General features: G+C 71.2%; 22 protein-coding genes. 9 read left to right on the top strand and 13 right to left on the bottom strand.

Annotated elements, in window-relative coordinates; translation table 11 throughout:
• Positions 1-91 precede the first annotated feature (91 nt).
• On the top strand, positions 92-1,534 hold the full coding sequence (locus ABZ906_RS16065) for a cytochrome P450 (protein ID WP_361382398.1): 1,443 nt from the start codon (positions 92-94) through the stop codon (positions 1,532-1,534).
• A gap of 3 nt (positions 1,535-1,537) precedes the next feature.
• Here the strand turns inward: ABZ906_RS16065 and ABZ906_RS16060 are convergent, their stop codons facing one another.
• The gene (locus ABZ906_RS16060; RefSeq protein ID WP_361382396.1) at positions 1,538-2,095 is read right to left on the bottom strand and encodes a DoxX family protein; all 558 of its coding nucleotides are present in this window, start codon (positions 2,093-2,095) and stop codon (positions 1,538-1,540) included.
• A gap of 195 nt (positions 2,096-2,290) precedes the next feature.
• On the opposite strand from ABZ906_RS16060, the gene ABZ906_RS16055 reads away from it, so the two are divergent.
• Both ABZ906_RS16055 and ABZ906_RS16050 read left to right on the top strand, forming a co-directional pair.
• On the top strand, positions 2,291-2,614 hold the full coding sequence (locus ABZ906_RS16055; RefSeq protein WP_361198366.1) for a nuclear transport factor 2 family protein: 324 nt from the start codon (positions 2,291-2,293) through the stop codon (positions 2,612-2,614).
• Between the two features lie 52 nt (positions 2,615-2,666).
• The gene (locus tag ABZ906_RS16050) at positions 2,667-3,725 is read left to right on the top strand and encodes an aldo/keto reductase (protein ID WP_361382393.1); all 1,059 of its coding nucleotides are present in this window, start codon (positions 2,667-2,669) and stop codon (positions 3,723-3,725) included.
• A gap of 193 nt (positions 3,726-3,918) precedes the next feature.
• Here the strand turns inward: ABZ906_RS16050 and ABZ906_RS16045 are convergent, their stop codons facing one another.
• The gene (locus tag ABZ906_RS16045; protein ID WP_361382390.1) at positions 3,919-4,383 is read right to left on the bottom strand and encodes a lamin tail domain-containing protein; all 465 of its coding nucleotides are present in this window, start codon (positions 4,381-4,383) and stop codon (positions 3,919-3,921) included.
• Between the two features lie 178 nt (positions 4,384-4,561).
• Positions 4,562-5,401 (bottom strand): SDR family oxidoreductase, encoded by an 840-nt coding sequence (locus ABZ906_RS16040; RefSeq protein WP_361382387.1) that lies wholly within the window; start codon positions 5,399-5,401, stop codon positions 4,562-4,564.
• Between the two features lie 133 nt (positions 5,402-5,534).
• On the opposite strand from ABZ906_RS16040, the gene ABZ906_RS16035 reads away from it, so the two are divergent.
• Entirely contained in the window at positions 5,535-7,169 is a 1,635-nt protein-coding gene (locus ABZ906_RS16035; protein ID WP_361382384.1) for an alkaline phosphatase D family protein, read from the top strand.
• A 19-nt stretch (positions 7,170-7,188) separates the two neighbouring features.
• Here the strand turns inward: ABZ906_RS16035 and ABZ906_RS16030 are convergent, their stop codons facing one another.
• On the bottom strand, positions 7,189-8,190 hold the full coding sequence (locus tag ABZ906_RS16030; protein WP_361382381.1) for a Gfo/Idh/MocA family oxidoreductase: 1,002 nt from the start codon (positions 8,188-8,190) through the stop codon (positions 7,189-7,191).
• Positions 8,191-8,296: 106 nt separating this feature from the next.
• Between ABZ906_RS16030 and ABZ906_RS16025 the strand changes: the two genes are divergently transcribed.
• From ABZ906_RS16025 to ABZ906_RS16015, 3 genes are all read left to right on the top strand, one after another.
• The gene (locus tag ABZ906_RS16025; protein ID WP_361382378.1) at positions 8,297-9,652 is read left to right on the top strand and encodes a Bcr/CflA family multidrug efflux MFS transporter; all 1,356 of its coding nucleotides are present in this window, start codon (positions 8,297-8,299) and stop codon (positions 9,650-9,652) included.
• The gene (locus ABZ906_RS16020; RefSeq protein ID WP_361382375.1) at positions 9,598-10,776 is read left to right on the top strand and encodes a serine hydrolase domain-containing protein; all 1,179 of its coding nucleotides are present in this window, start codon (positions 9,598-9,600) and stop codon (positions 10,774-10,776) included. Before ABZ906_RS16025 ends, ABZ906_RS16020 begins: the two co-directional genes overlap by 55 nt.
• 102 nt (positions 10,777-10,878) lie before the next feature.
• On the top strand, positions 10,879-11,895 hold the full coding sequence (locus ABZ906_RS16015) for a small ribosomal subunit Rsm22 family protein (protein ID WP_361382372.1): 1,017 nt from the start codon (positions 10,879-10,881) through the stop codon (positions 11,893-11,895).
• On the opposite strand, the gene ddaH is transcribed toward ABZ906_RS16015, so the two are convergent.
• Entirely contained in the window at positions 11,892-12,716 is an 825-nt protein-coding gene (gene ddaH / locus ABZ906_RS16010; protein WP_361198775.1) for a dimethylargininase, read from the bottom strand. The genes ABZ906_RS16015 and ddaH overlap by 4 nt on opposite strands.
• 172 nt (positions 12,717-12,888) lie before the next feature.
• Positions 12,889-13,071 (bottom strand): DUF6243 family protein, encoded by a 183-nt coding sequence (locus tag ABZ906_RS16005; RefSeq protein WP_361198340.1) that lies wholly within the window; start codon positions 13,069-13,071, stop codon positions 12,889-12,891.
• A 146-nt stretch (positions 13,072-13,217) separates the two neighbouring features.
• Between ABZ906_RS16005 and ABZ906_RS16000 the strand changes: the two genes are divergently transcribed.
• Complete coding sequence (locus ABZ906_RS16000) at positions 13,218-13,847, top strand: TetR/AcrR family transcriptional regulator (protein WP_361382370.1); 630 nt, start codon at positions 13,218-13,220, stop codon at positions 13,845-13,847.
• On the opposite strand, the gene ABZ906_RS15995 is transcribed toward ABZ906_RS16000, so the two are convergent.
• Positions 13,848-14,714 carry a glycerophosphodiester phosphodiesterase gene (locus ABZ906_RS15995; protein WP_361198334.1) on the bottom strand — a complete coding sequence of 289 codons (867 nt, stop codon included), beginning with the start codon at positions 14,712-14,714 and terminating at the stop codon, positions 13,848-13,850.
• Positions 14,715-14,884: 170 nt separating this feature from the next.
• Between ABZ906_RS15995 and ABZ906_RS15990 the strand changes: the two genes are divergently transcribed.
• Positions 14,885-15,628 carry a bifunctional DNA primase/polymerase gene (locus tag ABZ906_RS15990; RefSeq protein WP_361382367.1) on the top strand — a complete coding sequence of 248 codons (744 nt, stop codon included), beginning with the start codon at positions 14,885-14,887 and terminating at the stop codon, positions 15,626-15,628.
• Between the two features lie 67 nt (positions 15,629-15,695).
• On the opposite strand, the gene ABZ906_RS15985 is transcribed toward ABZ906_RS15990, so the two are convergent.
• The 6 genes from ABZ906_RS15985 to ABZ906_RS15960 all read right to left on the bottom strand — a co-directional run bounded on the left by ABZ906_RS15985 (position 15,696) and on the right by ABZ906_RS15960 (position 22,220).
• The gene (locus ABZ906_RS15985) at positions 15,696-16,634 is read right to left on the bottom strand and encodes a hypothetical protein (protein ID WP_361383208.1); all 939 of its coding nucleotides are present in this window, start codon (positions 16,632-16,634) and stop codon (positions 15,696-15,698) included.
• Positions 16,537-17,535 (bottom strand): iron uptake transporter permease EfeU, encoded by a 999-nt coding sequence (gene efeU, locus ABZ906_RS15980; protein WP_361382364.1) that lies wholly within the window; start codon positions 17,533-17,535, stop codon positions 16,537-16,539. The genes ABZ906_RS15985 and efeU overlap by 98 nt, the downstream gene beginning before the upstream one ends.
• A gap of 15 nt (positions 17,536-17,550) precedes the next feature.
• Positions 17,551-18,801, bottom strand: a complete 1,251-nt coding sequence (gene efeB, locus ABZ906_RS15975) for an iron uptake transporter deferrochelatase/peroxidase subunit (RefSeq protein WP_361383205.1) — start codon at positions 18,799-18,801, stop codon at positions 17,551-17,553.
• 50 nt (positions 18,802-18,851) lie between these two features.
• Positions 18,852-20,015 (bottom strand): iron uptake system protein EfeO, encoded by a 1,164-nt coding sequence (gene efeO / locus ABZ906_RS15970; RefSeq protein ID WP_361382361.1) that lies wholly within the window; start codon positions 20,013-20,015, stop codon positions 18,852-18,854.
• Between the two features lie 274 nt (positions 20,016-20,289).
• The gene (locus ABZ906_RS15965; protein WP_361382358.1) at positions 20,290-21,135 is read right to left on the bottom strand and encodes a heme ABC transporter ATP-binding protein; all 846 of its coding nucleotides are present in this window, start codon (positions 21,133-21,135) and stop codon (positions 20,290-20,292) included.
• Positions 21,132-22,220, bottom strand: coding sequence for an iron ABC transporter permease (locus ABZ906_RS15960; RefSeq protein ID WP_361383202.1), 1,089 nt, complete (start codon positions 22,218-22,220; stop codon positions 21,132-21,134). The genes ABZ906_RS15965 and ABZ906_RS15960 overlap by 4 nt, the downstream gene beginning before the upstream one ends.
• Positions 22,221-22,225 lie beyond the last annotated feature (5 nt).

Here is a 22,225-nt window from a genome sequence, read left to right as displayed (position 1 = left end):
GAACGCGCTACAACCCCCATACGCACCACAGTCCCCACCGGCACCACCTCCCCACAGGCACCACACCCCCCACGCAAGGAGAACCACGCGGATGTCGCCCACCCCTCTCGCGCCCGGAGCGCTTCCCCTGATCGGGCACGGCCTGCAACTGAAGCGGCAGCCGCTGGAGTTCATGAACTCCCTGCGCGAGCACGGACCGGTGGTGCGAATACAACTCGCCCGCACCCCCGCCTACGTGGTCACCGACCCGGCCCTGACCAAGGAAGTACTGGTCACCGACGTCGAGAGCTATGCCAAGGGCGGGCGGATCATCGACGCCCTGAAGGTGTTCTTCGGGGACGGCCTTGCCACGGTCGCCGACGGGGACACCCATATGCGGAACCGCCGCCTCATGCAGCCGATGTTCAACAAGGCGCACATCGCCACCCGCGGCGACACCATGATCGAGAAGGTGCGGGAGATCGTCGGGGGATGGGCGGAAGGGGAGCCGCGGGACACCCTCGCCGACATGACGGAGCTGACCCTCGCGGCGTTCCTCACCGCCCTGTTCGGCGCGGACCTCCCCGCTCACCTGCAGCGTGACTTCATCGCCCTGATGCCGCCCATCATGCAGGGCACCATCCGGCAGACGCTCCTGCCCGGCTGGATCACCCGCCTCCCGCTGCCCGCCAACCGCGCGCACGCCGAGCGGGTCGCCCGGCTGCGTCACCTCATCGACCAGGCCATCGACCACCGCAGCGCCGCACAGGCCGGGAGCCCTGCCCCGGAGGCGGCCTGCCCGCACGCGGCGCAGCCGTCGGACGCCGGGCTGTTCGACACCCTTCTCACCGCCCATGACCCGCAGACAGGACCGCTGTCCCGGCGCCAGCTCCAGGACGAGGCCATCACCCTGCTCACGGGCGCGATCGAGACCACGAGCACCACCCTGGCCTGGGCGTTCGTCGAGATCGAGAAGAACCCCGACATCGCGCGCCGCATACAGGACGAACTCGACACGGTCTGCGGCGACCGCCCCGTGGGCCAGGAAGACCTCGACCGGCTCGGCTACACGCGCGCCGTATTGCAGGAAACGATGCGGATGTACGGCCCGGCCTGGCTGGTCACGAGGACCGCGACCCGCACGGTCACGCTCGGCGGGCACAGCATTCCCGAGGGCGCGGACGTCGTCTACAGCCCCTACCTCCACCAGCACGACCCGGCGGTCTTCCCCGAGCCGGGACGCTTCGACCCGGACCGCTGGTCGGGCAGGCCCGACGCCGCCACCCGCGGCGCGTTCCTGGCCTTCGGCGCGGGCCGCCGCAACTGTGTCGGCGAGGCCTTCGCCTGGACCGAACTGCTCATCATCCTCGCCACGGTCAAACAGCTCTGGCCGCGCCTCGCGCTCACCTCGCCCGAACCGAAGGCGCAGGCCCTGGTCACCGTGAAGCCGGACGGCCTCACCATGACTCCGCACGCGGGCGTGACCCCGGCGAACGAGAGCGGCAAGGAGAGCGGCAAGGAGAGCGACGGGGACGACCGCAGCGTGGCGGTGTGACCGTCAGGCCGACGTGCCCGGATCGTCCGGCGTGGCGGCGCTCTCCTGGTCGCGTACGTTCTTGGCCCGCGACCCCACCGACACGAGCACGCCGATGGCCGTGCCCGCCAGGGCCGCGGGAACCATCCAGTTGCGGTTGAAGGAGTGGCCGAGCGAGCTGTCGAGGGAGTAGGCGCCGGGGCCCGTGACGGCGAGGGCGGCGGAGACCAGGCCGAGGAACGCCGGGTACTCGTAGCCGCCGCCCTGGCTGAAGAAGCCGTTGGGGGCGTGCACCGCGGTCGCCCCTGCCATGGCCCCCGCCGCCGCGGAACCGGCGGCGGGGGTCGCGAGGCCGAGCGCGAGCAGCGTGCCGCCGCCCGCTTCGGCGAGCCCGGCGACGACGGCGCTGGCCTTGCCGGGGGTGAAGCCGATGGACTCCATGAAGGCGCCGGTGCCTTCGATGCCGTGGCCGCCGAACCAGCCGAAGAGCTTCTGGGCCCCGTGCGAGGCGAGGACCCCGCCGGCTCCGACCCGGAGCAGGAGAAGGCCCAGGTCGCGGCGGTCGAAGCAGGAACTGGTCATGGTGCTGTCTCCCGGGGGTGAGCGGATGGTTGCCGGTGCTGGTTGCCCGTGCTGGTTTTGCCCGTGCGTGTGCGAGAGCGTGTCGGTGCTCGTCCTCCCACCGTCCGTCAGAGCCCCGCCGCGTACCGGCTCAGTCGGCCGTACGGGTGACCCCGTCCGGTGGCGGGGCCGGGCGGCCGATGTGACCGTGGGTGCATGAGCATCCAGGTAAACCGGCTCTCCGACCCGACGGTCCGGGCCTTCGTCACCGCGGTGAACTCCCACGACAAGGCCGCCTTCGAGGACCTCCTCACGCCCGGCGCGACCATGTCCGACGACGGTTCCGACCGGGACATCGCCGACTGGACCGACCGCGAGGTCTTCTCCTCGAACGGCCACATGGACGTGGAGAACGAGTCGGACGGCGGGCAGACGCTGATCGTCACGTACCGCAACGACACGTGGGGCGAGATGCGGACGAAGTGGCACTTCACCGTCGACGGCGGGAAGGTCTCCCGGTTCGAGACGGGGCAGGCGTAAATCCGCGGAGGGCTTGTCTTCGCGTGCGCTTCAACTCCTAGCGTCCCCGGTCATGGAGACGACACGGACTACACGGGCGACACGGACTACACGGACGACACGGGCGGCACACAGGACATTGGGGCGCAGCGGCATCGAGGTCAGCGCGCTGGGGCTCGGCTGCTGGGCCATCGGGGGCGAGTGGTCGGGGCCGGCCGGGGAGCCGTACGGCTGGGGCGCGGTCGACGACGAGGAGTCGGTGCGGGCGATCCGGCGGGCCGTCGATCTCGGCGTGAACTTCTTCGACACCGCGGACAACTACGGGACGGGGCACAGCGAGCGCGTCCTGGGGCGCGCTCTCGGCGCGCGGCGGGACGACGTCGTCATCGCCACCAAGTGGGGCAACCTCTTCGACGAGGAGAAGCGGGCCGCGCTCGGCGGCGCGGACGACTCGGTGGCGTACGCACGCCGTGCGCTGACCGCTTCGCTGAAGCGGCTCGGCACGGATCACGTCGACCTCTACCAGCTGCACATCGGCGACGCGGACCCGGAGCGTGCCGCGCAACTGAGGGACGCCTGCGAGGACTTCGTACGGGAAGGCCTCATCCGGGCTTACGGCTGGAGCACGGACGACCCGGACAGGGCGGCGATCTTCGCCGAGGGGCCGCACTGCGCGGCGGTGCAGCACCGCTGCAACGTGCTCCAGGACGCGCCCCGGATGCTGGCGCTCTGCGCGGAGCTCGGGCTCGCGAGCGTGCTGCGCAGTCCCCTTGCCATGGGGCTGCTCACCGGGAAGTTCGGTGCGGGGCGCGTGCCCGCGGCCGGTGACATCCGCAGTGCTCCGCCCGCCTGGCTGCCGGGCTTCGGGACGGGCGGGGGCGCCGATCCCGAGTGGCTGGGGCGGGTGGACGCGGTGCGATCGGTGCTGACCGGCGGCGGCCGGAGCCTCGCGCAGGGGGCACTCGCCTGGCTCTGGGCGCGCAGCCCGCAGGCTGTTCCCGTGCCGGGTTTCCGGACCGTGGCGCAGGTCGAGGAGAACGCGGGGGCGCTGGAGTACGGGCCGCTGACCGCGGGGGATCTTGCGGAGGTCGAGCGGATCCTGGCTGGGGTGCGCGGGACGGACGGGGAGTAGACCCCCGCCCCGTCGCACCTCCCTGCTCTACGGGGAGCAGGCCCCCGCCCCGCTCACCTCTTCCTGCTGCGTCATGCGGCAGGGCAACCGTTCCGCGACCCCGGTCATTCCCGCGGCTCCCCGTCGCGGGCCCCCTCCGGCCGTCACGGAGCGGCTGCCCTGCCCCCCTCCCCCTTCAGGTGGCCTGTGGCCGTCAGTGGCAGCTCTTGTAGCCGCGGTTGCTGGTCGTCCAGGAGCAGGAGTCCTTGAGGGAGCCGCTCGGCTTGATGAGGCGGGCCTTGTCGCTGGTGTTGTTCCAGACGTACGAGCCGCGGCCCCAGTAGCGGACGCCGGACGCGTTGGTGCCCTTGCCCGTGCGGACCTTGACGGTCTTTCCGGCGCCGATCTTGTAGCTGCCGAAGGTGTACGTGTAGCCGGTGTTGTCCTTCAGCTTGTAGCCCTTGAGCTGGATCGCCGAGCCGGTGTTGTTGTGGATGTTCACCCACTCCGCGTTCAGCGAGGAGTTGGAGCGGGTGTCCCGGCCCGGGCTGTCGTACTGGATGTACCCGAGGTGCAGTCCGCCCTGGTGCGCGGCGGCGCTCGCGGGGGAGACGGCGAGCAGCGAGGCCGAAAGTGCGGCGGACGCGAGGACGGCCGGGACGGCGGAACGTATGCGCAAGGTGTGCTCCGTGTGTGCTCTGAATGTGGAGTTCCCGTGTAGGGCTCGTTGAGCATACGGGGCGTGATGCGCGTAATTGACGCGGAGTTATCTATTCCGTTTGTGCAGATGTGGGCCGACCGTGAACACGGGATCACGGTCGGCCACGGAAGGGTGCAGGAAGGGTTCCGGAAGGGACCTAGCCCCGCCCGACGAACGGCATGTTCGTCGCGAGCACCGTCGCGAACTGCACGTTCGCCTCCAGGGGCAGCTCCGCCATATGGCGCACCGTGCGCGCCACGTCCGCCACGTCCATCACCGGCTCGGGCGCCAACTCGCCGTTGGCCTGGAGGATTCCGGTCTGCATTCGCTCGGTCATGTCGGTCGCCGCGTTGCCGATGTCGATCTGCCCGCAGGCGATGCGGTAGGGGCGGCCGTCCAGGGAGAGCGACTTCGTCAGGCCGGTCATCGCGTGCTTCGTCGCCGTGTACGCGACGGAGTGCGGGCGCGGCACGTGCGCGGAGATGGAGCCGTTGTTGATGATCCGGCCGCCCTGCGGGTCCTGCTCCTTCATCTGCCGGAAGGCCGCCTGCGCGCACAGGAACGAGCCGTTGAGGTTCGTGTCGACGACGTGCCGCCACGCGTCGTAGGGCAACTCGTCGACCGGGACGCCGCCGGGGCCGAACGTACCAGCGTTGTTGAAGAGGAAGTCGAGGCGGCCGAAGCGGTCCCGTACGGCCGAGAAGAGTGCGGCCACGTCCTCGGGGCGCGAGACGTCGGTGGCCACGCACAGGGCGTCGGTCCTGGCCGGGGCGTTCGCCTCGGTGGACTCCTCCGCGTGCGGCACGGGCCGCACCGCGGCGCCCTCCGACACCCCCGCGGCGATCGCCGCCGTCTCCTCAAGCGTCTTCACGCGGCGCCCGGCGAGCGCCACGGACCAGCCGGCCCGCAGCAGTTCCACGGCCACGGCCCTGCCGATTCCGGAGCCCGCTCCGGTCACCACGGCGGTCTTCGTCTGCTCTGTTGGCTCAGCGTTCATGGCCCCGCAGCGTACGGGAGGGGCGTCCATGCGGACATCATCCGTCCGCCATGCAGGTGTTGTGTACGCGACAGTCGCGCGTCTTCCCCCACCACTTGCATGCCCTGGACACCAATCGTCAGGGGAGGGCCATATGACATCCGCAGGCCAGCAGGACACCGCAGAGCTCCGAGCCGCCGCGCGCCACCTCGGCCGTCGGCGTTTCCTCACCGTCACGGGCGCCGCAGCCGCGCTCGCCTTCGCCACCAATCTGCCGACGGCGGGCGCTGCGAGCGCCGCCGAGCTCGACGGCCGGAAGATCGCCGAGAACCCCTTCACGCTCGGCGTGGCATCCGGCGACCCGCTGCCCGGCTCGGTCCTGCTCTGGACCCGCCTCGCCCCGTCCCCGTACGAGCCGGGCAGCGGTCTGCCCGCGCAGCGTGTCGTCGTCGAGTGGGAGATCGCGCGCGACGCCCGCTTCCGCCAGGTGGTCAGACGCGGTTCCGTCACCGCCCACCCCGAGTACAACCACTCCGTGCGCGTCGCCGTCGACTACCTGAACACCGGCCGGACCTACTACTTCCGCTTCAAGACGGGCAAGTGGATCAGCGAGACGGGCCGTACCCGCACCGCCCCCTCGGCCGGCAGCAGGGTGAGCTCCCTGAAACTCGCCGCCGTCTCCTGCCAGGCCTACCACGACGGCTACTTCACCGCGTACAAACACCTGGCGAAGGACGACGTGGACGTCGTCTTCCACCTCGGCGACTACCTCTACGAGTACGCGGTGAACTCGGTCGGCGGCGCCCGCAACTACACCGACCGCACCCTGCCCGCCCTCTACAACCGCGAGACGCAGACCCTGGAGGACTACCGCCTGCGGTACGCCCTCTACAAGTCCGACCCCGATCTGCGCGCCGCGCACGCCGCGCACCCCTTCGTCGTCACCTGGGACGACCACGAGGCCGAGAACAACTACGCGGGCGACCTCGACGAGAACGGCAACCCGCCCGCCGAGTTCCTGATCCGCCGCGCCGCCGCCTACCGCGCGTACTGGGAGAACCTGCCGCTGCGCAGCCCCCAGCAGCCCAAGGGCCCGGACCTTCAGCTCTACCGCCGCCTGAAGTGGGGCAACCTCGCCCAGTTCGACGTCCTGGACACCCGCCAGTACCGCTCCGACCAGGCCTACGGAGACGGCTCCGACATCCCCGGACCGGAGTCGCAGGACCCCAAGCGCACCCTCACCGGAGCCACCCAGGAGCGCTGGCTCATCGACGGCTGGCGCCGCTCGCAGGCGCTGTGGAACGTCGTACCGCAGCAGGTCAACTTCTCCCAGCGCAAGCTCGACCTCAACCCCGTGGCGAAGGTCAGCATGGACGCCTGGGACGGCTACCCCGCATCGCGCGAGCGCGTCCTGGCGGGCGCGGCGTCGGCCGGGATCGAGAACCTGATGGTGCTCACGGGTGACGTGCACGTCGGCTACGCCTACGACATCAAGAAGGACTTCGACGCCCCCTCGTCCAAGACGGTCGGCACGGAGATCGTCGCCACGTCCATCGCGAGCGGCAAGGACGGCGCCGAGAAGCCCGCGAACTGGGAGACCTACACCAAGGCCAACCCGCACATGAAGTTCTACAACGGGCGCCGCGGCTATGTGACCGTGGACCTCGGCAAGGAATCCGCGCGCGCCGACTTCAAGACCGTGTCGGCGGTGACGACGCCCGGCGCGCCGATCACCACGGCGGCGTCCTTCGTGACGGAGGCGGGCGACCCCGGCCTGAAGCCCGCCTAGGCCCCGCGCGGGGGTGCGCTCACTCGCCCGGGTAGCGCACCCCGATCCGCTCCCGCACCGCGTCCAGGGTCCGCATGACCGCGAGGGTGCCGTCGAGGGGGACGAGCGGGGACTCGGTGTCGCCCGCGCGAAGGCGGTGCATGACCTCGGCGGCCTCGTGCTTGAGGCTGTCGCGGGGGCCGTCCCCGGGGGCGGCGGTGAACTCCTCGGGATCGCGGCCGTCGCGGTGCAGCACGAAGCGCTCCGGGAAGAAGAAGCCGTCCGGGACGTCGATGCGGCCCCGCGAACCGGTGACGGACGCGCTGACCGGGGTGCCCGCGTTGATGGAGCAGTGCAACAGAGCGTGAGCACCGCTCTCCCACGAGAGCAGCATTCCCGTCTGGAGATCGACGCCCTCGTCCGAGAGCGTCGCTCTCGCCGTCACCCCCGACGGCTCCCCGAGCATCAGATGCGCGAACGAGACCGGGTACACCCCCAGATCGAGCAGCGCGCCACCGCCCTGCGCCGGGTCCCGCAGCCGGTGCGAGGGAGGGAAGGGACCGGCGAGCCCGAAGTCGGCCTGCACGGTCCGCACCTCACCGATCGCCCCGTCGTCGACCAGCGCCTTCAGCCGCCTGACCAGCGGATGGCAGTACATCCACATGGCCTCCATCAGGAACAGGCCGCGCCGCCGGGCGAGCGTCACCAGCTCCTGCGCCTCGCGCGCGTTCAGCGCGAACGCCTTCTCGCAGAGCACCGCACGGCCCGCGTCCAGACACAGGCCCGCGGCCGCCAGATGCGAGGCGTGCGGCGTCGCCACGTACACGACGTCGATGTCCTCGTCCTCGGCGAGCGCGCTCCAGTTCCCGTACGCGCGCGGTATCCCGAACCGCTCGGCGAACACCTTCGCCGACGCGTCGGTCCGCGACGCCACGGCGACGACCTCCGCGTCCGGCATGTCCAGGAGGTTCGCCGTGAACGATGCGGCGATCCCGCCCGTCGCGAGGATGCCCCAGCGCACGGGTTCACGGTTGTCTTCCACCACTGGGGCCCCTGTCCGTACCGCGGAGTACCGCGGAAATGGTCTCAACCAGCACGACTGAGCTGAGAGCATAGGTAATCGCACGCCTAATCGGAAAGGAATCCGCATGCCGGAGCACGGCAGCCGCACCACGAGTGAGTCCGAAGGCTCCCTCATACGGCAGTCCCGGAAGGCAGACCCGGGCCCCGCACCTGCCGCACCCGCCGCTCCGGCCCCCGCCGCGGGCCTCGCCGCCAAGCGCCGCACCGGCCTCCTGGTCACCCTCGTCCTCGGCGGCCTCACCGCGGTCCCGCCGCTCTCCATGGACATGTACCTGCCGGCGCTCCCGGAGGTCACCCGCTCGCTGCACACGTCCGCCGCGACCGCGCAGCTCACCCTCACCGCCTGCCTCACCGGCATGGCGCTCGGACAGCTCGTCGTCGGGCCGATGAGCGACAAATGGGGCCGGCGCAGGCCGCTGCTCATCGGTCTTTTCGTCTACATCTTCGCCACCGCGATCTGCGCCTTCGCGCCCACCGTCGAACTCCTCATCGGCTTCCGCCTGTTGCAGGGCCTCGCGGGCGCCGCGGGCATCGTCATCGCCCGCGCCGTCGTGCGCGATCTCTACGACGGCGTGGAGATGGCCCGCTTCTTCTCCACCCTGATGCTGATCTCCGGGGTCGCCCCGGTCGTCGCGCCCCTCATCGGCGGCCAGGTCCTGCGCTTCACCGACTGGCACGGCATCTTCGCCGTGCTCACGGTCATCGGCATCGCCCTGACCGTGGTGGTCTGGCGGAGCCTGCCCGAGACGCTCGCCCCGGAGAAGCGGCACAGCGGCGGCACCGTCGAGGCGCTGCGCACCATGAAGTCGCTCCTCGCCGACCGCGTCTTCACCGGATACATGATCGCGGGCGGCTTCGCCTTCGCCGCCCTCTTCGCCTACATCTCCGCCTCGCCGTTCGTCATCCAGGAGATCTACGGCGCTTCCCCGCAGACCTTCAGCCTCCTCTTCGGCGTGAACTCCGTCGGCCTGATCATCGTCGGCCAGATCAACGGCAAGATCCTCGTCGGCCGGGTCAGCCTCGACAAGGCACTAGCCTTCGGCCTGACGGTCATCGTGCTCGCCGCCACCGCGCTGCTCCTGATGACCTCGGGGGTCTTCGGGGACGTCGGCCTGTTCCCCGTCGCCGCCGGGCTCTTCGTCCTGATGTCGGCGATGGGCCTCGCGATGCCCAACACCAACGCCCTCGCCCTGATGCGCACCCCGCACGCCGCGGGCTCCGCGTCGGCGCTGCTCGGCACGTCCTCCTTCCTCATCGGCGCGATCGCATCCCCGCTCGTGGGCATCGCGGGCGAGGCCACGGCCGTGCCGATGGCCGTCGTCCAGCTCTTCTGCGGGCTGGCGGCCATCGGCTGCTTCGTGGGACTGTGCCGCCCCTGGCAGCACACGGCCAGACCGAACCGGGAGGGGACGGACCACTGACCGCGCCACGCCTCCTGCGCGCCGGGACGCCGGACCGCGCGGGGCTCGACCCGCAGGAGATGGACCACCTCGTACGCGAGGTGCGCGCCCTGACGCGCGGGGAGCGGCCCTGGTGCGCGGGCGCCGTCGTGCTCGCCGGACGCGGGCCCGTGGTCGCCGTCGAGGAGGCGGTGGGCCGTGCGGTGCGCTACGCCGCCTACGACGCCAAGACCGACGCGGGCGTCGAACTGCCGCCCGCGGAGCAGGTGTTGACCCGCACCGGCACGCCCTTCGACCTGGCGTCGCTCACCAAGCTCTTCACCACGGTCGCCGCGATGCAGCAGCTGGAGCGCGGCACGCTCGGCATCGACGCGCGCGTCTCGGCGTACGTCCCCGAGTTCACCGCCGCCGCCGAGTACGGCATCACCGTGCGCCAGCTGCTCACGCACACCTCGGGCCTGCGTCCCGAACTGCCGCTCTACGCCTGCCCGGACGACGCGGCACGCTTCGCCGCCCTGGCCGCGGAGGCGCCGTCGTCGACGCCGGGCCAGTATCTGTACTCCGACCTGAACATGCTGCTCCTCCAGCACGTCCTGGAGCGCATCACGGGCCGCCCGCTCGACGTCCTCGTACGCGAGGGCATCACCCGGCCGCTCGGCATGGCGGCCACCGGCTTCGGCCCGCGCCCCGACGCGGCCGCCACCGAGGATCAGCGCAGGCCCTGGGCGAAGGCGGACCGGGGGATGCTGCGGGGCGAGGTGCACGACGAGAACGCCTGGGCGCTCGGCGGTGTCGCGGGGCACGCCGGGCTCTTCTCCACCGCGCGCGACCTCGCGGTCTTCTGCCGGGCGCTGCTGTGCGGAGGGTCGTACGGCACGGCGCGCATACTCGGTCCCGATTTCGTGGAGCTGATGCTGACGCCGCCGGGGTTCGGGTTCGGGCTCGATCAGGCGTGGTTCATGGGGGAGCTCGCGGGGCGCGGGGCCGCGGGGCATACGGGGTTCACCGGGACGTCCCTGGTGATCGACCCCGCCACGGATTCGTTTCTGATCCTGCTGGCGAACACGGTTCATCCTCGGCGGGGGGTTGCCGACAGTGGGCCTCGGGCGCGGGCTGGTACCCGGCTCGCACGCGCTGCGCGCTGAGCTTCGCCGGGGGCGGTGATTTTTCGTCCGCGGGCCCGGTGGGGGCTTGTCGCGCAGTTCCCCGCGCCCCTTACGGGGCCTGGACCCCCGTAGAATCGCCGGGTGAACGTCCCCCATTCCCCGGTAGTCCCCGGTGAGGCCCTGCGTGCCGCCCTCGCCGGGCTGCTCGACGGGCTTCCGCCCAAGCAGGCCGCGCAGGCCGTCGAGCGGCTGATCGCCAACTACCGGGGGCAGACCCCGACCGACGCGCCGATCCTGCGGGACCGCGCGGACGTCGCCGCGTATGCCGCGTATCGCATGCCCGCGACCTTCGAGGCGGTGCGTTCCGCGCTCGGCGCGCTCGCGGACGCCGCGCCCGCCGGGTGGGCGCCCGGCAGCCATGTCGACGTCGGCGGCGGGACCGGCGCCGCGACCTGGGCGGTCAGTGCGACCTGGGGCGGCGAGCGGCCCGTCACGGTCCTCGACTGGGCCGAGCCCGCGCTGGCCCTGGGGCGTGAACTGGCGGCCGCCAACCCGTGGTTGAAGGCCACGGAGTGGCAGCGCTCTCGTATCGGATCGGCGCTCAGCATCGAGAGCACTGATCTCGTCACGGTGTCGTATGTCCTCAAGGAGCTGACCGAGGACGACCGGCGCTCGGTCGTGGACGCGGCGGCCGGTGCCGCGCAGGCCGTCGTCATCGTCGAGCCGGGCACCCCCGACGGCTACGCGCGCGTCATCGAGGCCCGCGACCGCCTCGTCGCCGCCGGATTCCGGGTCGCCGCGCCGTGCCCGCACAGCTCGGCCTGCCCCATCGTGCCCGGCGACGACTGGTGCCACTTCTCCGCCCGCGTCAGCCGCTCGTCCCTGCACCGGAAGGTCAAGGGCGGCTCGTTGCCGTACGAGGACGAGAAGTTCAGCTATGTGGCCGCGGTCCGCTTCGACGCCGTCCCGGCGGCCGAGCGCGTGGTGCGCAAACCCCAGATCCGCAAGGGCCAGGTCCTGCTCGACCTGTGCGCGGCGGACGAGAGACTGCACCGCGAGACGGTGACCAAGCGCCACGGCCCGCTGTACCGCGCGGCCCGCGACGCGGAGTGGGGCGACGCATGGCCGCCGCCCCACCTGGACAGCGCGGAGGGCTAGTCGCGCAGCTCCTGCGTGCAGCACTTCACGCTGCCGCCGCCCTTGAGCAGTTCGCTCAGGTCCATGGCGACGGGTTCGTAGCCGCGTTCCCGCAGCGGGGCGAAGAGGCCGACCGCGCCCTGGGGGAGCAGCACGTGCAGGCCGTCCGAGACCGCGTTGAGCCCGAGGGCCACCGCGTCCGGCTCCTCCGCGATCAGCGCGTCGGGGAACAGGCCGCGCAGGACGGCCCGGCTGCCGGGCGAGAACGCGGGCGGGTAGTACATGACGTCGTCCGCCGCGTCCCCCGTGTCACTGAGCACCGCGAGCGCCGTGTCCAGGTGGTAGTAGCGCGGATCGACGAGATCGAGGCCGATGACGGGGCGGCCGAAGAACTCCTGGGCCTCCCCGTGCGACAGGGGGCTGGCGCGGAAGCCGCGTCCGGCGAGGACGTACGAGGACGTGACGGCGAAGTCGCCCTCGCCCTCGTTCACGTGCGTGGGTTCGAGGAGGTCCGTGAAGCCGTGCTCACGGAACCACTCCAGGTGGGCGACGGCCTCGGGCCCGCGCTCGGGGTGGGCGAACCGCGCGCCGAGCACGCGGCCCCCGATGACGGTCGCGCCGTTCGCGGCGAAGACCATGTCCGGCAGGCCGGGACGCGGGACGAGCTCCTCGACGGTGTGGCCGAGCGAGCGGTAGCGGTCGCGCAGGTCCTCCCATTGGGCGATGGCGAGAGGGACGTCGACCGGTTTCGAGGGATCCATCCAGGGGTTGATGGAGTACGTGACCTTGAAGTGTGCGGGTGAGCACATCAGATAGCGCCGGGGTGTGGCGCGACGAGGAATACGACTCAACGAGGGCTCCTCACGTACCGCGGTGGTCAGTTCCTGCCCGTATCGGGTCAGTTGCTGCCCATGGTGCGGTCTGAGGAGCCCTCGCGCTGTGATCTGAACGGGTGGTTCGGCAAGTGGTCCACCCGGGTCGGTGGATGGTCAATCCACCGTCCACGTTCCCGTCTCATGACTCGCTGCGCGCCGAGCGGCCTTCCTGGAGTTTGCGCAGCAGCTCACGCTTCTGCGCCTGCGGGCTGAGCCCGCCGCCGATCTGACCGCCGCGGCCCCCGCCGCGCAACGCCTTGCGGGAGAGGTTGGTGCGCGTACCGCCCACGCCCAGCATGTTTCCTGCTCCGCCTCGCGACATGTGCGTACCTCCGGATCGAGTGGATCGAGCGATTTGGGCGAGACGTATCGTCTCGCTTCGTTGACTTACTTTGAACGAGACGGTTCGTCTTGTCAAGCTTTTACGAGACGGTACGTCTCGGCTCGTCCGCTGTTACATTCGACGGCATGGCCACGAAATCCGCCCCAGACTCCAAGCGCCGCAGCGAACGCTCGCGCCGCGCGATCTATGACGCCGCCCTCGAACTGGTCTCCGAGGTGGGCTACGCCAAGCTCACGATCGAGGCGATCGCCGCCCGCGCGGGCGTGGGCAAGCAGACGATCTACCGCTGGTGGCCGTCGAAGGGCGCCGTCCTGCTCGACGCCTTCCTGGACCTCGGCCACCAGGCGAGCGAGGAGGCGAGCACCGCGGCCGGCCATGAACTGGAGCACGAGATCCCGGACTCCGGGGACCTGGAGGCCGACCTCAAGTACGTCGTACGGGCCACCATCGACGAGCTCAAGAACCCCAAGTACGACGCCCCTTACCGGGCACTCGCCGCCGAGGGCATGCTGAACGACGAGATCGGCGCCGAGTACGTCGAAAAGCTCCTCGAACCCTCGCTCCAGCTCTACGTGAAGCGCCTGCGGTCCGCCCAGGAAGCCGGCCAGGTCTCCTCCGAGGTGGACCCCCGCATCGCCCTGGAACTGTGGACCGGCCCGATCGCCCAGCGCTGGCTCCAGCGGACGGGACCGCTCACGCACGAGTACGGCGACAAGCTCGTCGAGTACGCCCTCCACGGGATCGCACCCCGCTGATCACACGGCTCCGACCGGCCACCCCTTCTTCACCGGCGTCCGCGCGAGCAGCCCTGGAGCGTCCGTGATCACGCCGTTGCAGCCGAGCCGCAGCGCCCGGTCGCGCTGGCCCGGCGTGGTCACCGTGTGCGCCCACACCCGCGGAACCCCGGAGTTGACCGCGCGCAGGAGATCCGCGTCCCGCGCCTTGTGGTCCACGTCCAGGACGTCCACGAACCCGGCCCAGCGCGCGGGCCGGTCCGTGCGCATCTGCTGCCTGGAGCGCCACACCTGCGCGAGCAGGCCCATGCGGTGCGCGCGCAGGGCGACGCCGGGGTCGTTGGAGTTCACGAACACCGAGCGGGTCAGACCCCGCGCGCGGATCAGCGAACCGAGCCTGCGCAGACTGTCCGGGTCCTTCGCCTCCAGCATCAGCACGATGCGCCCGCCGAAACGGTCGAGGACCTCGGCGACCGTCGGCGGCCGCTCGGCACGCCAGCTGCCCGGCAGACCGGCCCCCGGCCGCAGCCTGACCTGCCGCCACTGGCGCAGGGTGAGCGAGCGCACCGGGCCCCTGGACGTCGTCGTACGGTCCAGGGTCGCGTCGTGGATGGCCACCAGCGTGCCGTCGCGCAGTATCCGCGTATCGACGTCGATGACCTGGGCCGTACCGCGTTCGTACGCCGCCACCAGGCCCGACATGCTGTTCTCCGGCACCTCGAGGGCGCCGCCGCGGTGGGCGGTGTAGGTGACGCGGGGGAGTGCCTCCGCCGTCAAAGGGCCGCCGCCCCATTCGAGCGGGTTGAGGGTTCCGGCGGGCGTCGCGAGGGTCAATGTGGCGAGGCTCATGAACCCCGAGAGTCCCGTGAGCACAGTCCTGGTGACCATGGCGAACACGGTAGGGGCGTATATCCCTTGTTGCTACGCAATGACGCGCGATGTCACCCTGCGCCGCGCATCACCCCAGCTACCCCGGATGTGGGCTCTGGCCCCCCGAGGAGCAGGATGGTGCGACCATGGGACATGCTTCTCGGCACACATGCGAGGTGAGGGGATTGATGGGCGCGGAGTTCGGCCGCCGGTCCGGCGGGCAGGGCAGGATTTCCCAGTGGCTTCGCCGACGTCCCCGACCGGAGGACACGGCGGGCGAGGAAGCGGGCCGCGAGGCCCTGCTGGTCGCCGCGGCGGCAGCGGGCCTGCCGCTCTCACCGGCCGCGCACCCCTCCGCGTACCGATGTTCGTGCGACCGCATCGGCTGTCCCACGCCCGCCAGGCACCCCATCTCCTTCGCCTGGCAGACGCAGGCCACGACCGACCGCGGGCAGATCGAGCGCTGGGCCAGGCATCAGCCGCAGGCCAACTTCATCACCGCGACGGGCATGGTCCACGACGTCCTCGACGTACCGGTGGACGCCGGGCGCGAGGCCCTGGCCAGGCTCCTCGCGGACGGCATCGAGGTGGGCCCGGTCGCCGAGTCCGAGGGCGTCATGGACGAGGGGCGGATGCTCTTCTTCACGCTCACGCGCGGCACCCCGGAGGACGAGGACGAGTGGTGGCCCTGTGAGCTGGACTGCCACCCCGAGACGACGAACGAACACCCCGGCCTGCGCTGGCACTGCCGCGGTTCGTACGTCCTCGTGCCGCCCGCGCGGCTCCCCGGCGATCTGGCCGTCAGCTGGATCCGCGGCCCCGAGCACGCCCTTCCGGACCCGCTGACGCTCCTGGAGATCCTCACCGACGAATGCGCCCGCGTCGCGGGCGAGCCCCAGCACGAAGCCGCCGCCTGGCCGCTGCGGGGCTGACGCACGCGCGAAGGCGGGGTCGGCGCACACGCGAGGGGGATCAGATCCCGCCCGCCGCTCGGCGGGCCTACTGCCCCTGCGCGCCCGTCAGGCCCTGGATGCGGCTCAGGAACGACACCTTGCCCGTGCCCGCGGGGTCGACGACGAGCTGGTTCGAGACGCGCTCCAGCGTCACCGACTCCTTGACCTCGCCCTTCAGGAGAGGCTTCACCGCGGGATCCACATCGAGCTCCACGCCCTTCGCGGCGGTCCGCTTCTCGTAGTGGTGCGTCGAGAAGAAGACCATCGCGCCGCCGTCCCGCGTGCGCAGGCCCACCGGAGCGAACGTTCCCTCGTTCTGCGGCTCGTCGATGTACTGGACGGCGATGCCGCGGCGCTTGGTGTTCTTGTCGCGGGCCTCCTTCCACAGCGACGTATGGCTGCCCGGCGCGAACGTGTCGCCGCCCGACTTCAGATACGTCGTGTACTCCTTGCCCAGGTTCCGCGGCGCCACCGCAAGGGCCTTGGAGTCCGCCGCGACCGGCTCGGCCCAGCCGTCCTTGTCCTTCTTCAGCTCGGGCATCTTCTCGGGCGACACCAGGTTCAGGTAGGACGCCTCCCACAGCTGGTCCTTGCTGCCCTTGGTGAAGACCAGGACCCAGCGCAGATCGCCCCTGCGGTTGGACTTCGTGTCCGCGACGAACCACCGGGGCCAGCCGGCCTTCTTCGGGATCGAGAATTTCGCGTCCGTCAGCTCAAGCGGCACCTGCTTGGGATTGCCGCCCGGATTCTGCGTGCCCCGCACCTTCAGGCCCGCCTGGTTGATGGCGCTCAACGGCCCGGTGACCCGCGCCGCGTCCAGAGCCGGGTCGTACGCCTTCTCGGCCTTGTTGTACGCGGCGAGAAAGTCCTTCAGGGCGCGGTCGGCCTCAGCCTTCGTCGCCGACGGGACGACCTCCCGCTCCCCGTGCACCGTCACGCACCCGCTCGCCGTCACCGTCAGTGCGGTCACCGTCGACGCCACCATCGCGTACCGGAGCGGCCGCTGCCGCCGTCCGACCCGCATCGGAGTGCGCTGCCTTGGAAGCCTGCTCATGCGTTGCGTTCACCTTCCCCTTCCCGGGCCCGAACCCTACCGGGGCGAAGAAGAGTGCGAGCGTCGGGATCAGGTACAGCAGCCACACCGTGACCTGGACAACCGTCGGATCCGGCTGGAAGTTGAAGATGCCCTTCAGGAGCGTGCCGTACCAGCTGTCCGGGGGGATCGTCGCGCTGATGTCGAACGCCTTGTTCTGCAGGCCGCCGATGAACTCCGCCTCCTGCAAGTCATGCACGCCGTACGCGAGGACGCCCGCCGCCACGACCACCAGCATGGCGCCGGTCCAGGTGAAGAACTTGGCCAGATTGATGCGGACCGTGCCCTTGTAGAACAGCCACCCGAGCAGGATCGCGGTGAGCAGGCCCAGGAGCACGCCGATCAGCGGCCCCGGCGTCCCGTCGTTCGACGCGCGCACCGAGGCCCACACGAACAGCGCGGTCTCCAGGCCCTCGCGGCCCACGGCGAGGAACGCCGTGGCGACCAGGGCGGCCGTGCCCATCTGGAGCGCCGCGTCCAGTCTGCCGTGCAGCTCCGTCTTGAGATGGCGGGCCGTACGCCGCATCCAGAAGACCATCCACGTCACCAGGGCCACGGCGACGATCGACAGCGAACCGCCGAGCGCCTCCTGCGCCTTGAACGTCAGCTCCTGCGAGCCGAAGGTCAGCGCGCACCCGAAGCCGAGCGCGAGCCCGCACGCGACGCCGATGCCGATCCAGATGGGCTTGAGCGCGTCGCGCCGCTCCGTCTTCACCAGATAGGCGATGAGGATGCAGACGACCAGGCTGGCCTCAAGCCCTTCGCGCAGCCCGATCAGGTAGTTACCGAACATGTCCGTCAGATCCCCTCAGCTGAACAGTGCCCGGCCCCACCAGTCGTCCTTGTCGCGGACGCCCGGCGGGATCGCGAAGACCGCTGAACCCACGTGCTGGATGTACTCGTTGAGCGCGTCGGAGCGCGCCAGACTGCGCTGCACCGGAATGAAACCCTTGCGGACGTCCCGCTGGTAGGCGAGGAAGAAGAGCCCCGCGTCCAGGCGGCCCAGGCCGTCGGTGCCGTCCGTGAAGGAGTAGCCGCGGCGCAGGATCCTCGCGCCGTCGTTGGTGTCCGGGTGCGCGAGCCGGACGTGCGAGTCCGGCTTCATCGCCTTCAGGAACGGCTCGTCGTGCTCCTTGGCCTTGCCGACCGGAGCGCCCTTGCCCTTGTCGCGCCCGAAGATGTCCTCCTGCTCGCCGAGCGGAGTCCGGTCCCACGTCTCGACGTTCATGCGGATGCGGCGCGCGACGAGGTACGAGCCCCCGGCCATCCAGCCGGGCCCGTCCTTCTCGCCCACCCACACATGCTCGGCCAGCGCGGAGCCGTCCTCGCCGGAGACGTTGCGGGTGCCGTCCTTGAAGCCGAAGAGGTTACGGGGTGTCTGCGCGCCCGGCGTCGTGGAGGACGTCTTGCCGAACCCGAGCTGCGACCAGCGCACCGCGACTTTGCCGAAGCCGATGCGGGCGAGGTTGCGGATGGCGTGCACGGCGACCTGCGGATCGTCCGCGCAGGCCTGCACGCACAGATCGCCGCCGCCGCGGGACTTGTCGAGGTTGTCGCCGGGGAACTTGGGCAGATCGACGAGGGCGTCGGGCCGCTTGTCCGCGAGGTCGAACTTCTCGAAGAGACCGGGCCCGAAGCCGATGGTGAGGGTGAGCCGGGACGGCTTGAGACCGAGGGCCTCGCCGGTGTCGTCCGGCGGCGCCTCGGCGAGCCCGCCGAAGGCGCCCTCGCCGACCTCGTGCCCCGCGGTCATCCGCGCGGCGGCCTTCGTCCAGTCCTTCAGGAGCTGCACGAACTGCTCGCGGTCGTCCGTCTTCACGTCGAACGCGGCGAAGTGCAGCCGGTCCTGCACGGCCGTGGCGATGCCCGCCTGGTGCTTGCCGTGAAAGGCGATCGCGCCGCCCGCCGACGAGGCGGGCACGGCCTCGTCCCCGGACCGGGCCACCGCCACGGCGCCCCCGGTGACGGCGGCGCCGAGCGCGAGCCCCGCACCGCCCCAGCCGAGGAGCGAACGTCGCGAAGGGGTACCGGAGCCGGTGTCCTCTTCCGGCACGGACATGCTGCCGGTCTCGTTCGTGGTCTCGGTCATCGCTCCGCCACCCCCTGCCGCTACTTGCTGCCGACGACGGCGGCGGCCAGCTTCGACAGCGGCTCCGCGAGCGCGTTGACGCCGTCCTGCAGCTCCTTGGTGTCCGCCTTGTCGAGCTTTTCGTACGACGTGAACGTGTACGAGTCCTTGCCGCCGCCCTGGCGGTACTTGTCGAGCAGCTTGTCCAGCGCCGCGAACTGCTTGTCGAGCTCCTTGACGAGCGCCGGGTCGTTCTCCGATGCGACGGCCTTGAGCAGGCCGTACGCCTTCTCCGCGCCCTCGACGTTCGCCTTGAAGTCGACGAGGTCGGTGTGCGAGTAGCGCTCCTCCTCGCCGGTGACCTTGCCGGTGGCGACCTCGTCGAGGAGCTCCTTGGCGCCGTTGGCCATGGAGGTCGGGGTGATCTCCGCCTTGCCGACGCGGTTCTGCCAGTCCTTCAGGTCCTTGTCGAGCTGCGTGGCGAGCTCCTTCTCCCGCTCGCCGATCTTCTTGTCCTTCCACAGGGCCCGCTCCAGACGGTGCCAGCCCGTCCAGTCCTTCTCCAGGTCCTGGCCCTCCTCCAGGCCGTCCTCGCGGACGTCGACCTTCGGGTCGATGTCGCCGAAGGACTCGGCGACCGGCTCGGTGCGCTCCCAGCCGATGCGGGAGGTGGAGTACGCCTTCTTGGCGGCGTCGACGTCGCCCTCGCGGACGGCGTCGGTGAAGAGCTTCACCTTGGGCAGCGTCGCGTCGGCCTGCTCCTGCGCGTAGGCGCGGTAGTCGGCGACGGCCTTGTCCAGGCGGGGGTCACGCTTGACGGTCTTGCCGCCGCTGACGGTGACCTTCTGGCGGATGCCGTCGCCCTTCATGCCGGGCTTGCAGGCGATCTGGTACGAGCCCGCCTTCACCTCGGCGGTGAGCTTCTGCTTCGTGCCGGGGCCGATGTTCTCGCGCTCGCTGACGATGCGGTCGTCGGGGAACAGGAGGTAGACCTCGGTGACCTTGGAGCCCTTGTTCTCGATGGCGAGCTCGACGTGCCCGGCGGGGAGCTTGGTCGTGGAGACGTCGCACTTGTCGTCGGTGGCGGTCACCTCGACGGTGTTGCCGCCCCCCTTGGCGTCGCTCTTCTCGGTGCAGCCCGTTATGGCGGTGAGCGCGGCGGCTGCGGCGATGGCCGTGGCGAGGGGGAGGCGGGCGGGGTGCATGGGGACTCCAAGGCGGTTCACGAACAACCCCGGCGGACCGGGGTGAGGGGACCCTAACTTAACCTCCCCTTACCTGCGAGAACGGCAAAGTGCGGGTCAAGCCTTTGTGGCCGTCATCACCGGCTCCGCCGAGTTCGTCCTCAAACGCCGGACGGGCTGGAAATTCCAGCCCGTCCGGCGTTTGAGGACATCTTGTCGGGGGTCCAGGGGGCGGAGCCCCTTGGTTTCGGGAAGGGGCGGGATTGGGGAGAGCCCCGCAGGGACCGCCCGCGCCTCAGCCCCGCACCGGCGTCACCAGTGGAGCCCCCGTTCGCGGGTGGGGGAAGACCTCGACCGGCTGTCGGTAGACCTCGCTCAGGAGTTCCCCGGTGAAGACCTCCCCCGGAGCCCCCTCCGCGGCCACTGCCCCGCCCCGCAACACCGCCACCCGATCCGCGTACGCCGCGGCGAGCCCCAGGTCGTGCAGTACGACCACCACCGCGTCCCCGGCCGCGGCCCGCTCCCGGCAGATCCGCAGGACCAGCTCCTGATGGCGGAGGTCGAGCGCCGCGGTCGGCTCGTCGAGCAGCAGGAGCGGCGCCCGCTGGGCGAGGACCCGGGCCAGCGCGACCCGCGCCCGCTCACCGCCGCTGAGCGCCGAGAAGGGGCGGGCGGCGAACTCGATGACCTCCGTCGCGGCCATCGACTCGCGTACGACACGGTCGTCGTCGTCCTCCAGCACGGTCCCGGCCCAGGGCGCGCGCCCCATCCGTACGACATCCTCCACCGCGAAGGGGAAGGAGAGCGCGGCCGCCTGCGGCAACACCGCACGGCGCAGGGCGAGTTCACGCGCGGGCCAATCCGCGACCGGCCGCCCGCAGACCCGTACGCCCCCCTCGTCGGCCGCGAGATCGGCGGCCAGCGCGGCGAGGAGCGTCGACTTCCCCGCCCCGTTCGGCCCGACGAGGGCGAGCACCTCTCCCGCGCGGGCGGCGACGGCCACCCCCGAAAGCACTTCGCGCCCCCCGAGCCGCACGACGAGCTCCGATGTCTCCGCCAGTACATCGCCCGGAGTGAAAGACTCCGGCAGCGCGAGCCCGCGCCCGGAGGCGAGAAGCCGCCCCGCGATCCGCCCGATCATGCCCAACCCCCTTGCTTGCGACGGGTCTTGCGCAGCAGCCAGAAGAAGAACGGGCTCCCGAAGAGCGCGGTGAGCACCCCGAGCGGCAACTCCGCGGGCGCCGCCACCGTCCGCGCCGCGAGATCCGCGCTGACCAGGACGACCGCCCCGCCCAGCGCGCTGCCCGGCACGAGGAAGCGGTGCCCCGGCCCCGCCGCCATCCGCAGCAGATGCGGGACGAGGAGACCGACGAACGTGATGATCCCGGCGACGGCCACGGCAGCGGCGGTCAGCAGCGCCACCACCAGCACCAGGACGAGCCGCAGCCGTTCGACGTCGACCCCGAGATGCCGGGCCGGCCGCTCGCCGAGCGCGAGCAGGTCCAGCTTCCGGGCGTACAGCGGCGCCACCGCCAGGCCCGCCACCGCGCACGGCAGCACGGCGAGGACCTTCGGCCACGTCGCCTGGGCGAGCGAGCCGAGCTGCCAGAACGTGATCTGGGTGACCTGCGCGTTGTCCGCGAAGAAGATGCAGAGCCCGATGAGCGCCCCCGCGAACGCGTTCACGGCGATACCGGTGAGGATCAGCGTGACGACTTCCGTACGCCCTCCGTTGCGCGAGAGGACGTATACGAGCAGGACGGTCGCGAGCCCGGCGACGAACGCGCAGACCGTCACCGTCCAGTTCCCGAAGAAGCTCAGGCCGAGCGCGATCGACGCCACCGCGCCGACCGCCGCGCCCGCCGAGATCCCGATGACGCCGGGCTCGGCGAGCGGATTGCCGAACACGCCCTGCATCAGCGCGCCCGCGCACCCCAGGGACCCGCCGACGAGCAGCGCGAGCGTCACGCGCGGCAGCCGCACGTTCCACAGGACGCTCTCCGCGACCCGGTCGAGCGCGCTGCCGCCGAGTCCGATCCGGTGCTGCACGGAACCGAGCACGTCCCCCAGCGGGATGTCGTAGGCGCCGATACCGGCGGAGAGGAGACACAGGAGCACGAGGGCGGCCGTGAGCCCGGCGGTCAGGGAGGCGGTCGCGCCCCGGCGGCGGGCGCGGGGCGCGGGCGGCTCACCGGCGGCGGACCCGGCGTCCGCCTGCTTGGTCAGGACGG

It is taken from the genome of Streptomyces sp. NPDC046925 (genome assembly GCF_040644915.1).
GTDB lineage: Bacteria > Actinomycetota > Actinomycetes > Streptomycetales > Streptomycetaceae > Streptomyces.
This window is presented reverse-complemented; position numbering and strand designations above follow the sequence as displayed.